Annotated in this window: 14 protein-coding genes; 3 read left to right on the forward strand and 11 right to left on the reverse strand. The window is 60.9% G+C overall.

Translation table 11 applies throughout. The annotated features are described in order from the left end of the window. Positions 1-90: 90 nt before the first annotated feature. The 10 genes from E4O97_RS03145 to E4O97_RS03190 all read right to left on the reverse strand — a co-directional run bounded on the left by E4O97_RS03145 (position 91) and on the right by E4O97_RS03190 (position 10646). Positions 91-702: a LysE family translocator gene (locus tag E4O97_RS03145; RefSeq protein ID WP_032879215.1), complete on the reverse strand. Its 612-nt coding sequence runs from the start codon at positions 700-702 to the stop codon at positions 91-93. Between the two features lie 86 nt (positions 703-788). Further along, positions 789-1418, reverse strand: coding sequence for a LysE family translocator (locus E4O97_RS03150; RefSeq protein ID WP_005791901.1), 630 nt, complete (start codon positions 1416-1418; stop codon positions 789-791). Between the two features lie 77 nt (positions 1419-1495). After that, positions 1496-2104, reverse strand: coding sequence for a formyltransferase family protein (locus tag E4O97_RS03155; RefSeq protein ID WP_177464533.1), 609 nt, complete (start codon positions 2102-2104; stop codon positions 1496-1498). A gap of 60 nt (positions 2105-2164) precedes the next feature. Then, positions 2165-3484: an aspartate aminotransferase family protein gene (locus tag E4O97_RS03160; protein WP_248160834.1), complete on the reverse strand. Its 1320-nt coding sequence runs from the start codon at positions 3482-3484 to the stop codon at positions 2165-2167. Between the two features lie 26 nt (positions 3485-3510). Beyond that, positions 3511-3654: a hypothetical protein gene (locus E4O97_RS03165; RefSeq protein WP_005791897.1), complete on the reverse strand. Its 144-nt coding sequence runs from the start codon at positions 3652-3654 to the stop codon at positions 3511-3513. 31 nt (positions 3655-3685) lie between these two features. Next, a complete protein-coding gene (locus E4O97_RS03170) occupies positions 3686-5527 on the reverse strand; it encodes a carbamoyltransferase (protein WP_005791895.1) in 1842 nt (613 codons plus the stop codon). A gap of 89 nt (positions 5528-5616) precedes the next feature. Continuing rightward, the gene (locus E4O97_RS03175) at positions 5617-6240 is read right to left on the reverse strand and encodes a LysE family translocator (protein WP_248160842.1); all 624 of its coding nucleotides are present in this window, start codon (positions 6238-6240) and stop codon (positions 5617-5619) included. A gap of 13 nt (positions 6241-6253) precedes the next feature. Continuing rightward, positions 6254-7297: a hypothetical protein gene (locus tag E4O97_RS03180; RefSeq protein ID WP_005791891.1), complete on the reverse strand. Its 1044-nt coding sequence runs from the start codon at positions 7295-7297 to the stop codon at positions 6254-6256. Between the two features lie 17 nt (positions 7298-7314). After that, complete coding sequence (locus E4O97_RS03185; RefSeq protein WP_248130876.1) at positions 7315-9519, reverse strand: iron-containing redox enzyme family protein; 2205 nt, start codon at positions 9517-9519, stop codon at positions 7315-7317. Between the two features lie 119 nt (positions 9520-9638). After that, positions 9639-10646, reverse strand: coding sequence for an SGNH/GDSL hydrolase family protein (locus tag E4O97_RS03190; RefSeq protein ID WP_005791889.1), 1008 nt, complete (start codon positions 10644-10646; stop codon positions 9639-9641). 316 nt (positions 10647-10962) lie between these two features. On the opposite strand from E4O97_RS03190, the gene E4O97_RS03195 reads away from it, so the two are divergent. Both E4O97_RS03195 and tam read left to right on the forward strand, forming a co-directional pair. Continuing rightward, positions 10963-12432: a PLP-dependent aminotransferase family protein gene (locus E4O97_RS03195; protein ID WP_078822458.1), complete on the forward strand. Its 1470-nt coding sequence runs from the start codon at positions 10963-10965 to the stop codon at positions 12430-12432. Between the two features lie 86 nt (positions 12433-12518). Then, the gene (gene tam / locus E4O97_RS03200) at positions 12519-13280 is read left to right on the forward strand and encodes a trans-aconitate 2-methyltransferase (RefSeq protein WP_103735408.1); all 762 of its coding nucleotides are present in this window, start codon (positions 12519-12521) and stop codon (positions 13278-13280) included. Positions 13281-13301: 21 nt separating this feature from the next. On the opposite strand, the gene E4O97_RS03205 is transcribed toward tam, so the two are convergent. Continuing rightward, entirely contained in the window at positions 13302-13865 is a 564-nt protein-coding gene (locus E4O97_RS03205; RefSeq protein ID WP_078822456.1) for a cysteine hydrolase family protein, read from the reverse strand. Between the two features lie 96 nt (positions 13866-13961). On the opposite strand from E4O97_RS03205, the gene E4O97_RS03210 reads away from it, so the two are divergent. Then, on the forward strand, positions 13962-14933 hold the full coding sequence (locus E4O97_RS03210) for a GlxA family transcriptional regulator (RefSeq protein ID WP_248090814.1): 972 nt from the start codon (positions 13962-13964) through the stop codon (positions 14931-14933). Positions 14934-15055: the final 122 nt, after the last annotated feature.

The raw sequence follows: 15055 nt of genomic DNA on the forward strand, positions 1-15055 counted from the left end.
AACGTAATCCAAAAAAGCGAAGCCATTGATTTGGCTTCGCTTTTTTTATTAGCGCAGATCTTGGTGGTGCAAAAAATACAGCGCCGGAACTCAGCTCGTCTGCTGCAGCAACGGATACAGCGATATCACCAGCAACGCCGCCATGCCGAAGTTGAACACGCGTAACCAGCGCGGGTTGCGCAGCACGTTGCGCAACACACTGCCGAATCCTGCCCAAACCCCCACGCTCGGCGCATTGATCAGGGCGAACACCGTAGCGATGATCACCACGTTCATGGTGTAGCCCTGCAACGGTGTGTAGGTGCTGATTGCACCGATTGCCATCACCCACGCCTTGGGATTGACCCATTGAAACGCCGCCGCGCCCCAGAACCCCAGAGGCTTGCCTTTACCTTCAGTGTCTTCGGATGCCGGGCCCGAACGGGCGATGTTCCACGCCAGGTACAGCAAGTAAGCCGCGCCCGCGTAGCGCAGGATGGTGTAGAGCACCGGATAGGCGGTAAACGCCGCGCCCAGCCCAAGCCCCACCGCCAATACCAGCACCAGGAATCCGGAGCTGATGCCCAGGATATGCGGGATGGTGCGCTGGAAGCCGAAATTAACCCCTGAGGCCAGCAGCATGGCGTTATTGGGGCCCGGGGTGACGGACGTGACAAACGCAAATAAAGCAAACGCCAGCATCAAATCAAACGACAAGGACATGGTTTTTTCCTGGAACGGGCCTTAGCACGTCACCTGCCACTCGGGTTTCGCGGTTACAGGTGTACGGAGGCCACTTAAAGTTGGAGTCAGAGCAACGAACTGAGAAAGCCGATGGCAACCATCGAGTAGAACGCTGCGCAAATCAGCCCGAAGGACTTGCGGGTCCGGGCAAAAAAAGGTTCTGCCGAATGGGCGGAAAACGCCAGGGCGTAGGTGCAGAAAATCAGGAAACCCAACAACGCACAGGCCGCCACCAGCACAAAACTCGCCCATGCCGGTGCGTTGACGCTCAGCCCCACTGTGGTCACGGTGAACCAGGTCAAGGCCGCCTTGGGGTTGGTCAGGTGAATGCCCAACCCTTGTAGATAGAAGCCCAGGTTGCGCGTCTGTTTTGCTCGCGCTTTGGCCACCGTCGTGGCGTTATGCGCCAGCGCACTGCGCACCGACTTCCAGGCCAGGAAGAACAGGTAGCAGGCGCCGAACACCTTCAGCCACAGGATGATCTGGGTGTTGGACATTAACAGCGCCGACACGCCGGCAGCGGTCATCGCGCCCCAGCACAACGACCCGGAAATAACCCCCGCCGCCAGCGCCAGGCCCGGTGTGCGCCCGTAGTTCAAGGAGGTGTTGGCGATGGCCAGGTTGCCTGGGCCCGGGCTGGCGGTGCCGATCACGTAGACCCCCAGTGCCGCTGCAAAACTTGAAAACTCAAACATAGGTGCACTCATACCCGTGGCGCCAGCGCGCAGTGAGCACCCCAAGCCACCGCGGCTTGAAGTGATGGTCAAAAAAGCTACTTGAAGCAACGATGATCCGGCTCTTGGGCGCGAATCTTCTCCATCCAGGGCTTGAGTTCCGATTGCTTGTACAGGCGCTCGCCCCAATTTTCCGGCGAAACCGGCAATGGCCGCCCCTGCAGGATGTAGTCGGTGAGCAGGTGAATGAACTGCTGCAGGCAATAGGCGCCCACGTGCAGGCGCAGCGAGGAAGCCGTCTCGGCGGGCGCGACGTTGAAGCGCGCCACATCGATGATCTGCCCGCTGTCCACCGAAGGGGCCAGGTGATGGCAGGTCGAACCGTAGGTTTCATCGTTGTAGTAGATCGCGTAATGCTGGCTGCCCAGGCCCCGATATTTGGGGGGCGCCGGGTGCAGGTTGATCGCGCCTTTGCGGGCATTCTTGTAGATGCTCTGCGGGAAGATGAAGTCGCCACGGTAGGAGATGATCCAGTCGCCTTCCCAATCATCCAGGTGATAAGGGTAGGGATCGCCCGGGTCCCAGCAAAACACCTCGAGGTTGGAGAACACGGTCTTGGCGAATTCCACGCCGTGATCACACCAGTCCATAGTGCACACCGACAGCAGGACTTTGTCCTTGCATGGTTCGATCGTCTGCATCTTCATTTCTCCCTTTCCAGCTAATGTGGGTGACAACGACCGTCCCCCGGTAAGCCCGCTCGATCGCTAGTAGGCGACAGCCCTGACCACTGCATTGAAGCGCTCGACCATTTGCCCCAGTTCCCCTTCGCTGGTGATAAACGGCGGTGCGAACAGCACATGATTGCCTTGTGTGCCTTGCACTGTGCCGCTGCCGGGATAAATCAGCAGGCCGCGTTGCAGCGCCTCTTGCTTGAGGGCCGCGGCATAGGCGCCGCCGCCTCTGAATGGCGCCTTGGTGGAACGGCTCTCGACAAACTCGACGCCCACGAACAATCCGCGCCCGCGCACATCGCCAACGATATCCAGGTCAGCCAGGCTTTCCCTGAGCCAGGTGCGCAGTTGCTCACCCCGTTGGCGCACTTGCGTCAGCAGGTCTTCTTCGACGATGACTTGCTGTACCTCCAGGGCAATGGCGCAGGCCAGCGGGTGGTTGACATGGGTTTGGCCGTTGCCCAGTACACCCGAGCCACGGGCCATCACCGAATGCACCCGGTCACTGATCAACAGCGCCGAGATCGGCATGTAACCCGCCGCCAGGCCTTTGCCGACCGCGACCATGTCGGGCACGATGCCGTCGTCGGTATAGGCGAACAGCTGCCCGGTACGCCCCATGCCGGCCATCACCTCATCAAGGATCAGCAGCACATCGTGGCGCTCGCACACCGCCTTGATCTTGCGAAAATAACCGGGCACCGCAGGCACCGCGCCGTTGGTGGAGCCCACTACGGTCTCGGCAAAGAACGCCGCGACGTTCTCACTGCCCAGGCTACGAATCCTGGCGTCCAGTTCATCGGCCAGGCGTGTGGCGTACTGCTCCTGGCTTTCGTCGGGCCGTTGATCACGGTAGGCGTAGCAGGGGGAGACGAACTCGGCGGGTGCAAATAGTCGACCGAATACCGACTGGCGCTGCGGGTTGCCGGAGATGCTCAAGGTGCCCAGTGTGCTGCCGTGATAGCTCTGTTGGCGGGAAATGAACACTGATTTGTCGGGCAAGCCGCGCTCGCACTGGTACTGGTAAGCGATTTTCATCGCCAGCTCCATCACCTCCGAGCCGCCGGACAAGAACTGCGCACGCGCCAGGCCGCCACTGGCTGCCACCAGGCGCTCAGCGAGCTCCTCGGCGGCAGCGGTGGTGAAGCTGCCCGCATGGGCCCAGGCCAGTTTCTTCGCTTCGCGCTCGAATGCCGCGGCGATCCGCGGGTGCCCATGGCCCAGGCTCGACACTGCGACACCGCCGCAGGTGTCGAGGTAGCGTTTGCCCGTTGCATCCTCAAGCCAAACCCCACTCCCGCCGACCGCCAGGATCGGTGAGCTGTTGAGGTTCTTGTAGATCACTTTTGACATGGGCGCAGTTCCTCAGGCAATGGGCGTTACCGTTTACTCACAGCGTGATCCCAGGCTGTCGGCGCCTGGTGAAAGCGCCGGCCGAAACGGGAAGAGTGAAACACCGAACGCGTCAGCCCGATGGGCAGCAACACGACGATAAACATCAGAAACGCAAGAAATCTCAGCACGGTAAAAGCTCCATTGAGTTAAAGGTAAGGATCAATCCAGCGGGATCTCGCTGCGCCAGTCCACAGCTTCGACGAAGGCCGGTTGGCCGGGGCGTTCCAGCACGTAACGGCCCAAAACCAGTACGTCCATTTCGGTGCGCATGAAGCAGGCGTACGCTTCCTCGGGTTTGCACACGATGGGCTCACCGCGCACGTTGAACGAGGTATTGACCAGCACCGAGCACCCCGTGCGTTCCTTGAAACTGCGCAGCAGGTAGGTGAACGGTGCGTTGTTTTCCTCGGTCACCGTTTGCACCCGTGCCGACAGGTCGACGTGGGTCACCGCCGGCAATTGCGAGCGAATATTGTTGATACTGCCCAGCCCGCGCTCCGGGCCGCCTTCTTGCCGCGACTGCTGGGATTTGATCGAGTCGGTGACCGGCGCGACCATCAGCATGTAAGGGCTTTTTTCGCAGATATCGAAATAGTTGCCGGCGTCCTCGGCCAGCACGGCCGGGGCAAACGGGCGGAACGACTCGCGGTATTTGATCTTCAGGTTCATGGTGCGCTGCATCTCGGGGTTGCGTGCATCGCCGAGAATCGAACGCGCGCCCAAGGCTCGTGGGCCAAACTCCATGCGCCCCTGGAACCAGCCCACCACCGCGCCCTCGGCCAGGCGACTGGCAACCTGGTCATACAGCCCGGCGTCGTCATAGCGGGTGAAGGGGTAGTGGTTTTCCAGCAGGAAGCGGGCGATTTCTTCGTCGCCAAAGCCCGGCCCCAGCAGGCTGCCGCTCATGGCATCAGACTTGCCACCTTCCAGGTGCGGACGACCGCTGTGCTTGACGGCAAAGTCCAACGCCGCCCCCAGGGCGCAACCGGCATCACCGGCCGCCGGCTGGATCCAGATCGAATCAAAGCGCCCCGAGCGGCTGAGCACGCCGTTGGCCACGCAGTTCAAGGCCACGCCACCGGCCAGGCACAGATTGCGCTCGCCGGTCTGCTTGACCGCGGCAGTGGCCAGGCCCAGCACCACTTCCTCGGTGACTTTTTGAATCGACGCGGCCAGGTCGCACTCGCGCTGTGAGATCGGGCTTTCGGGTTGACGGATCGGCCCACCGAACAACTCTTCAAAAGCTTCGCCGACCATGCGCTCACCGCGCAGGTACTCGAAGTACTTCATGTTCAGGGTGAACGAGCCGTCCTCGCGGATATTGATCAGCTCGTCGCGAATCTTGTCGGCGTAGATCGGCTGGCCATAGGGCGCCAGACCCATCAGCTTGTATTCCCCTGAGTCGACCTTGAACCCGCAATAGTAGGTCATGGCCGAATACAGCAAACCCACCGAATGGGGGTAGGAAATCGAGTTTTTCAGTTCAAGATTGGTGCCCTGGCCGTGCCAGATCGTGGTCGAATGCCATTCGCCGATGCCGTCGATGCACAACACCGCCGCGTTCTTGAACGGTGACGGGTAAAACGCCGCCGCCGCGTGGGAGCGGTGATGCTGGGAGGCCTGGGTGCGCGGCGCCTTGCCCCGGCCCAGGATTTCGAGTTGCTCGTCGACGAACTTGAGCACGTTCCACTTCCAGCGAATCCATTCCGGCATCGCATTGATGAACGTACGTGCGCCGCCGATGCCGCCGCTGGCAAACGACGAAATCACCCGGGAGAATTTTTCCTGGGGGTCTTCGTAATAAACCACCGCCTCCAGGTCATCCAGGCTGATGCCCTCGGCGTCCAGGCAATAGGCAATCGCCTGGGCCGGGAACGCCGGGTCATGGCGCACGCGAGTGAAGCGCTCTTCCTGGGCGGCAGCGACGGGCACGCCGTCCTTGACCAGGGCGGCAGCACTGTCGTGGTAGAAGGCAGAAATCCCTAAAACATAATTAGCCATTTAACTGTGCATCCTCATCACATTCCGCCAATCCATGGAGTCGCCTGCGCCAATCGAACTGCTGGCGTGTAGGCAACCTTCTCTGCGTATCAAGACCACCATTGCGCGAATGGCAGGCTTCGTAGAACCGGGATCAAGGACACCACGAGCACCAGGCTCATGGTGATATTGAACGCCTTCAAACGTTGTGGCTGGGTCAGGAAGCGCCGCAGGTACTGCCCGAAAAACACCCAGACCATCGAACACGGTGAACCGAATACAAAAAACAACAGCGCAATCAGAAACACCTGCACCGTGTACGAGCCCAAGGGCGAGGTGTAGGCCAGCACTGCGCCCACCGCCATCACCCAGGCTTTCGGGTTGAGCCACTGGAACAGCGCCGCAGCGGTGAACCCCAAAGGCTTGCCTGATTGGTCACCCAGATCGGTGGTGGGGGCACTGGCAATCTGATACGCCAGGAACAACAGGTACAACGCGCCGACCACCTGCAAGCCGTCATGCAACCACGGGTACTGGCGGAACACCGCCCCGGCCCCCAACCCGACCGCCACCAGCATCAGCGGAAAGCCGATGTTGATACCGGCCACATGGCGCAAGGTACGGCCGATGCCGAAATTGGCCCCGGACGACATCAACATCACGTTGTTCGGGCCTGGCGTGACACAGGTGGCAATCACGAACAGCACGATCGAGTAGTAATCCAGTGCCTGCATGGTCATGCCCTGCTCAACGGTAATCTTCCAGCGTGCCCTGTCGACGAATGTCCACGGACACACAATGGAAACCGCCGCTCAGACTGCGCGCGTGGCGCATCTTCAGCGGTGCCACATCGATGCCGTGTTTTTCCAGTGCGCGAATCAGCGGCACTTGCTGGTCATTGATCACCGCCAGCGACGGGTTGACCATGATGAAGTTCATGCCCTGCCAGATAGAGGCACGCGGGTACGACCAGCAGTAACCGGTGTCCACCATGTCGGGGGCCCAGATGATGTCCCAGTGCTTGAACACTTCGGGCACCTGATCCTTGCCGATGCGTTCGGGGTTCAACACCACCAGCCCTGGACGCACCAGGGTGATGGTGGTGTCCAGGTGCGTACCGTCGTAGAACCCGCTGAGGGCGTGCACGCGATATTGGTCGCCGAGCACGCGCTTGAGCCACTCGTAGCCCATGCGGTTACCGCTGCGCGACACCAGGTAAAGAATGTCGCGGCCCATGCGCAGCACGTTGGCGGCATCGAAAATCGGCTCATCGTTGGCGATGATCGAGCCCTCGCGCGGGTTGACCCGGTAGGTACTGTCGGGCAGTTCCGGCTTGGGCGCGGAAATCCAGTTGGCGCCGCTGGCGAAGTACGCCTGCAGGTGTTCGCGGTAGGCAAAAGGTTCGAAGTAACGGCTGCGCAAGGCCATCGGCGCTTCAATGATGGTTTTGCCGATCGGCAACAGAACGTCCCTTGGGCAGTAGTTGTATTCGCCGTCGGTCTTCCAGTCGCCGGTGCCGAACAGTGCCGCGTGATAAGTCTCTTTGGGCCGGCGCACGGTCACCCCATGGCCGACCAGGAAGGCGGCAAAGGCGTCCAGGTCTTCCTGTGCTTCTTCAACCAGTTGTTCGGGGTAAGGCCCTGACGGAATCTCATTGGGCGAGTCGTGGTGCTCGCTGTAGTCGAGGGCGAACAGGCCCTTGTCCGGCCGCGGCACGCGCGCGCCATGGGCAATACCCACGATCATTTCCTCGAGGGGGTCCCATTCGTTATGCACTTCTACCAAAGACATAATTGCTCCTCGTGGCGTTATTGTTCGTGGGTTTGCAGCAATACCTGCCGCGTGATCGGCAAGTGATGCAGATAGCCTTTTGAAGCCGCTGTGCGGGTTGGGCGCGGGAGTACATGGTCGGCTGATGAGAGGCGCAAGCGACGCAACATCGAGGCCCATTTGCCTGGCATAGGCGCCAGGGACTCATAGCCCACGCGCACGCGCTGCCATTGCGCGGCGACCTGCTCGGCACTGGTCAACGCACGCATGTACGCATCGATCGCATCGGCAGCCCAGGCCGAATGCCCGGTGGACACGTTATCAATGGTGTTGTGCAGGTCGACGAACGCCGTGCTGAACCCGTAGTGCCGTAAAAAGCGCCGCGCCGAACGATAGCTGCCGCCCACGCCGGACAGCTCCATCGCCAGGTTCATGCCGAGCACTTCGGGCATGAACGTCATCGGCAGTTTGCCCAGGCACAGCCAATACACGGGCAGGCGGAAGGAGTCTTCGTCCAGGCGCGGGTCTTCGGCGAATTCACGGCTACCGGTGGGGGCCAGTTCGAAATCCATGTCACGCAGGCCATCGCGATAAATTTTCGGATGATTGAGCGCCTCGATGCCGTTGCCCAATTCATCCCAATAGGTCTGGAACAGGGTGTAGCCCACGTGGGAAGACGCCAGCCCCAGGTCGGTAAAGCCTTGCAGCCACGCACCGTCGATCAGCGTCAGCGGCGCCAGTTGCAGGGTCGACTCGATGATTTCTTCACGGCTGGGCATTTGCGCCGGGTCGCTGTCATCGAACTGTTGGCCGTTCTGGTCATGCTTGTCCAGCAACCAGGCTCGCAGCACATTGGGGCCCCACTGGTCGGGCAATTGACGCTCGGACGTCTTCAGCGACTGGCGCGAACGCTCAAGCCAACGGCTCACATAGGCATGGGCAAACTGGCGGGTGGCCGGCTGCAGCGCACGCCCCTGCAAGACAAAATAGGCTTCGCGCAGGCTCTTGGGCCAGTGTCCGGTGTCGGCAGGGCTGGCTGAGTCAGGGCGGGGCACCGTGGCGGCGCTGTCGACTGGCTGGCGTGGCAGTTGTGGCGTGGCGCCAGCCTGGGGCAACCAGTCGATCCACTGGCGAATCACGCTCAAGTCTGCCTCGCTGAAGATGCGGAACATGCGCCCGGTCGGCGCCACCAGGCTGGTGACCAGCAGGCTTTTTTTCGAGTTGCCCGGCACGATCAAACGGCTGCGCGACAGCACATCCAGCAGGGGCAACGGGTCGCGCTGCGCTTCTTCGATCCACAGCGCCAGGCTGCGCCCTTCAATCAGGTAATTCTGGTGATACACCGCGCCCACCCGCGCCAGACGCTGCATCAAATGCGCCATGGCCTGTTGGGGCGAAGTGGCGGTCAGCGAGGCGTTATACAGCCGCGCATTCCAGCGTTGCAGTGCGCCGAACAGCCAGTTGGCGCCGCGTAGCAGACGGGCCTGGCGCTCTTCGCCCTGCTCGATGATGCGGTGCGCGACCCATTGGCTGATATGGCGCAACGAAGCCGGTTCCAGGCCGGGGAATGACGCGCTCAGATCCAGCCGGCCGAGTTCCAGCGCCAGCCCTTCAAGCTGGCCCATGGCTGCCCAGCCCGGGCAAAGCCCGATGGCGCGCAAGGCCCAATCGACACCGCAGAGTTCATCACCGTAGGCATCGCTGCGCCGGCTGAGGGCAAGCAACAGCGCGGGCAGTTCGAACGCGTCGTCATGCAGGTCCGGCAGGGTCGCCAATTGCGCCGGCGCCAAGGCGTAGGTGGTCAGCTGTAGCTGGCCCAACAACGCGTTGAAGTGATGGCCGCGGGAGGCGTTCGGGTAGCCGACGCCGATGTCATGGGCAAACAGTTGCATCAGGCGCAGCTGCGCGGGGTCTTCAAATACCCCGGGTGCGCTCAGGCCCTGCAGCCAGCAGCCGAGCACCGAGGCCATCGGTGCCGAATAAACCGCCAATGCCTGGGCAAAAGCGCGGGCGTTGTGCTGTTCGACGGCGGCGGTGGCGGCGCCGGCATACGCCGACGCCTGTTCCGACTGCCACGCATCGATCCGCTGTGACAGCAGCGGCAGCTGCACCGGCTCGACGTCTTTGCCCAGCAGGGTGTCGAGGTACTCCGTATCCAGGAAACATTCAGGCTCCAGCGCCAAACGATAGAGTTCGCGCCACCTGTCGTCTGCGGGGATGCGTGTTGGAATCGAGCCATCCATAGCCATTACCTTCCAGTGCCGCGTCAGAACATCGGATAAATGGAGGAGTCAGGTTTCTTCTTCTTTTTTCCAAACAGGCGCTGGAAAAACTTCTTGATGGATTTCATGTGCAAGTCCTTTTAGCGGGTGACATCGAGAATAAGTTTTGAAACCAGGTCGTTGCCGGCATCGGTGAAATGGATGCGGTCGACGAACTGCCAGTCTTGCGGGCCCAGTGCCTCGGCCAGCAATGGCGTGATGTCGACAAACTCCACTCCCATGGCCCGCGCCCCGTCGCGCAAGCGCTGGGCGTAGGCTTCGCGCACCGAGGTTTGCAGGATGTCGCCATACACCTCGGTGAAATTACCGAGTTGGTCGAGTTCGGCAAACAGTTGCTCTTCCTCATGGCTGCCGGTCTCGCGGACCCAGCCGGCGAGCGGTTGCAGGATGAACGTCAGCTTCGCACCCATGTCGGTGGCCAGGGCGCGCCAGATATCCAGGTGCTGCAAGGTCAGGTTGGCGGCGTAGTCGATCTGTTCCTGCATCGACGGCGGCGTGGGTTGCTCGGGCTCCTGAGGCTTGCCGAACAGATTCGACAGGCTCCAGTTGCTGGCGGTCGGCTGCTGTGGCGTCAAGGCATCGAAAAACTGATGGCAGTTGAAAAACGCGCCGTGCTCGCCCCGATAGGCGTGAGGCTGACGTGCCAGGCCAAGGTTGTTGAAACCGGAGAACAGCACGATTTCATCCACCTTGGGCAGGTGGTGCCGGTTGAGGGTGAACAGCACCAGCTCTTGGGTAGAGTTGAAGCTGCGGCCGCCGAAATTGACCCAGCGCTGGCCACGGGGATCGTTCTTCGTGAGGCGCGAAGCAAGGGTCCAGCTGTCGGCGCTGGCGCCAATGCCGAACACGGTGGAGCTGCCCGCCAACAGGCGTACCGGGCCATTACCCTTGATACCGTCGACCACCGAATAGCGGGTACCCAATGACTCGGAGTAGCGAAAGCCGGATGAATCGGTATTGACCACGGGGGAAGCATGGTCAGTGGGGTGGAAGTACATCAAATAGGGCAGCCATCGAACTTCACCGGCATCGGTGAATTTCTGTTCGTACTCGGCCATCTGCGGTGTGAGCGTCGTCCTTGTCGTCATAGCGCTTGATCCATTTGGTATTCGCTGGGCAGATTCAAACACCTGGTTGGTTTGTCAGGTGCTTGCTTTGTAGGGCATTTCTGAAAATTTGGTGCGTACAGTGCTGCTTTACTATTTTGTAACTACATTTGTACCAACCTTGTCCAAGGTCTCGTGCACTGTTATGGGACCTATCATCCCAAGGCGACGACGTGTATTGCAGATACAGCAGAACTCAATCTTTTGAATACAGATTGGGGTTTTATGCTGAAAATTTTTCAAAAAAAGGCCAATCTGTAACTTCTTAAGCGACAGATCAGAAGCTACAGTCGGGCCTATGACTCTTTACCTGAACCTCGCCGAATTCATCAGCAGCCGCATCGAGCAGGGCCTGTACGGGCCCGGTGAGCGGTTGCCATCTGTACGCACCCTCAGCCATGAGCACGGCGTCAGCCTGACGACCGTGCAACAGGCCTACCGTGTATTGGAATGTTCGGGGTTGGCGGTATCGCGTCCCAAGTCGGGCTATTTCGTGCCGTCGGACCGGCGCGTGGCACCTTTGCCACAGATGGGCCGACCCATCCTGCGGCCGGTGGACATTTCCCAGTGGGACATGGTCCAGGAACTGATACGCCTCGATCAAGGCGCCGGTATCGTGCAACTGGGGTGCGGTATGCCGGACATCAGCGTGCCGACCCTCAAGCCGCTGCTGACCGCCATGGCCCGTATCAGCCGGCGCAGCGACAACACCAGCCTGCAATACAGCCACATCCAGGGTGTATTGGCCTTGCGCGAACAGATCGCCCGGCTGTCCATCGATGCGGGTGTTCGCCTGACCCCGGCCGACCTGATTGTCACCAGTGGCTGTCAGGAAGCCCTGTCTACCGCAATCCGTGCGATTTGCGCGCCCGGCGATATCGTGGCGATCGCCTCGCCGAGCTATTACGGGATGATGCAGATCCTCAAGGCGGCCGGTCTCAAGGCGCTGGAGATCCCCAGCGACCCCGTGACCGGCATCAACCTGGAAGCCCTTGAGATGGCCCTGGAGCAGTGGCCGATCAAGGTCATCCAATTGACCGCCAACTGTAACAACCCCATGGGCTACATCATGCCCGACGAGCGCAAGCTCAAGCTGATCCGCATGGCCCAACGCTTTGACGTGCCGATCATCGAAGACGATATCTACGGTGATCTGTCGCATCGCTATCCGCGGCCACGCTCGCTCAAGTCCTTCGATGAAGACAACCGCGTGGTGTTGTGCAGTTCGTTTTCCAAGACCGTGGCCCCTGGCCTGCGCGTCGGCTGGATCGCTCCGGGGCGTTACCTGCCCCAGGTGCTGCATATGAAGTTCATCGGCTCTGGCGCCACCGTCACCCAACCGCAATTGGCCGTGGCCGAATTTATCGCCAAGGGTAATTACCAGTTGCACCTGCGGCGTATGCGCAAGCAATACAAGCGCAACGGCGATCTGATGAGTGAGTGGGTCAAGCGCTATTTTCCGGCGGGGACCCGCGTCAGCCAGCCTCAGGGCGGCTTTACGCTGTGGGTCGAATTGCCCGGGGAGTTCGATACCTACGCCCTCAACCGACTGTTGGAAGCGCAGGATGTGCAGGTGGCCAACGGCAATATTTTCTCGGCAGCGGGAAAATACCGTAATTGCATCCGGCTGAACTTCGCCAACCCACCCACCCGCAAGGTCGAGATGGCCGTGCAAAAGGTCGGGCAAACCGTTGGCCAGTTGATACAGATGGAGCTGGACAACCCCCTCACCGCGCAACAATGGCAGCCTCAGCCCTCTGCGTTTTGATCGGTTGCGTGCTCACTTGGCGGCATTTGTTCTCAAGGGTCACAAGATTTAGGCTGTAGCCCTCTTTGACAAGAAGGAAAGCAGCGATGACCTGGTCTGCCAAGCAGTACACCCTGTTCGAACAACAGCGCACTCGCCCGGTCCGTGACCTGGTGGCGGCGATTCCCGAAACCGACGTGCGCACTGCCGTCGACTTGGGCTGCGGGCCGGGCAACTCCACAGCGGTACTGGCCGAGCGCTTTCCCCAAGCGCGAGTCACCGGCATGGACAGCTCCGACGACATGCTGGCCGACGCCCGCGAGCGCTTGCCGGCGTTGAGCTTCGAACTGGCAGATATCGGCGCCTGGAATCCAGCACAAAAATTCGATGTGATTCTGGCCAATGCCTCACTGCAATGGCTGCCCGACCACGCCGCGCTATACCCGCACTTGGTCAAACAACTGAACCCTGGCGGTACGCTGGCGGTGCAAACCCCGGACAATCTCGACGAGCCCGCCCACCGGTTGGCCCGCGAAGTGGCGGCCGACGGCCCATGGTCGGCGAAGATCGGCGCGGTCAAACACAATGAGCGGCACACCGCGAGTTACTACTACGAGTTGCTGAGCAAGCACTGCAGTACGGTGGATGTGTGGCGCACCACCTATCAGCACCCGTTGGCAGATCATGCGGCGGTGGTGGAGTGGTTCAAGGCGTCGGCATTGCGGCCCTTTCTTGCGCCGTTGACCGACGATGAAAAGGCCGCCTTCCTGCAGCAATATCAGGCGCGAATTGCCCTGGCTTATCCAGCCCTGGCCGATGGCACTGTGTTGCTGCCCTTTCCGCGCCTGTTCATCATCGCGACACGCTAACGTGATCGGCGTAAGTGGCGGTCACGCGGCCGCCGTTTGCGTCTGCAAGTATTCCTGCGCCGACATGACGCCCGCATAGCCAAATGCCAAGGATGCCATGTACGCCCCATGCACCTGCGCCGCTGGAATCACCTGGCCGTTGAATTCCTGATCGCGAGTAGCACAAGCGTCATGGATCACCGTGACCTTATAGCCCAGGTCCGCCGCCGCCCGCACCACGGCGTCCACACACATATGACTCATGCTGCCGACCACCACCAGATCGGTGATGCTGCGCTGCTCCAGCAACTCGCGCAGGTTGGTTTGGCGAAACGCATTCACAAAATGCTTGAGCACTACCGGTTCATCACCCTCGTTCAACACCTTGTCGTGCAAGCGGGCGCCGTCGGAGCCGGGCGTGAAGAACGGCGCGTCGTCGCCTTCAAACTCATGGCGTACGTGAATCACCGCATCGCCTGCCTGTCGAAATGCCTGTAGCACCTGCGCCGCCTTGTCCGCCGCGGCTTCTACGCCGTCAAGCGGCCACTTGCCCTGAGGGAAGTAGTCGTTCTGGATATCGATTAGGATGAGCGCTTGCTTGGCCATGTATGTTGCCTCCTGATGGGTTGATGGGCCCAGTATCTTAGCTGGCGCCGAGGTTGAGAATTGGCCGCACCGACAATAACAGGGGGAAAACTGACAATGGCAGTGGAACGCGCGACGCTCGAACTGGGTGTATTGATCTATCAGGGCGCGCAACTGGCCGCCGTGCATGGCCTGACCGACCTGTTCGGGGTCGCCAATCGCATCGCCGCCGAGTACCAATCTGCGCAACTGCCGCTGCTGCGGGTCAGCCACTGGCAGGTGGACGCCCACGGCACGCCTGCGCGCGTGTTCGACAGCCACCCGTCGCCGGCCCAACCGATGATGGCTCTGCTGGTACCGCCGTCGATTGGCGAGTTCACCGAAGACCAGGCGCCGCCCGCACTGCTGGAGTGGATCCGCCAGCAGCATGCTGCCGGCACGGTGCTTGGCGGTGTGTGCATCGGCTCGATCATGTTGGCGCGTAGCGGTCTGTTGGATGGGCGTAGCGCCACCGCTCACTGGTCGTCCTCGGAATCCTTCGCGGCCCGTTACCCGGCAGTGCGCCTGGAAGCGGATAAACCCATCGTCGATGACGGCGACCTGATCACCACCGCCGGGCTGATGGCTTGGTCCGAACTGGGCCTGCGCCTGGTCGACCGGCTGATGGGGCCCAGTGTCGCCGCCGACACTGCGCGTTTTCTGGTGATCGAACACAGCGACAGTGCCCGCCAGTGCGGAAGCAACTTTGCGCCGATCCTCAGGCATGGCGACAGTGCGATCCTGAAGGTCCAGCATTGGCTGCAAGCCAGTGGCGCAGTGGATGTTTCGGTGGCGGCGATGGCGCAGGCGGCAAACCTGGAAGAGCGCACGTTTTTGCGCCGTTTTCGCAGTGCGACGGGGCTTAAACCCACCGAGTACTGCCAGCATCTGCGGGTCGGCAAGGCGCGGCAGATGCTGGAGTTCACCAACGGCACGATCGACCACATCGCCTGGACCGTGGGTTATCAGGACCCCAGCGCTTTTCGTGCACTCTTCAAGAAGATTACTGGCTTGACCCCCAGCGACTACCGCACCCGGTTTGGCGTTTGAATCGTGCAGAACGCAGGGGGGTTGGGGCATCGTCGTGCAGAATAGAGCAGGCTAACTGCCATCGCTTTTAGTGCAACTCATTGATTTGATAAACATCCCTCACAAAGCCGCGTTGGCCTGAT

It is taken from the genome of Pseudomonas sp. W15Feb34 (genome assembly GCF_023127765.1).
GTDB lineage: Bacteria > Pseudomonadota > Gammaproteobacteria > Pseudomonadales > Pseudomonadaceae > Aquipseudomonas > Aquipseudomonas synxantha_A.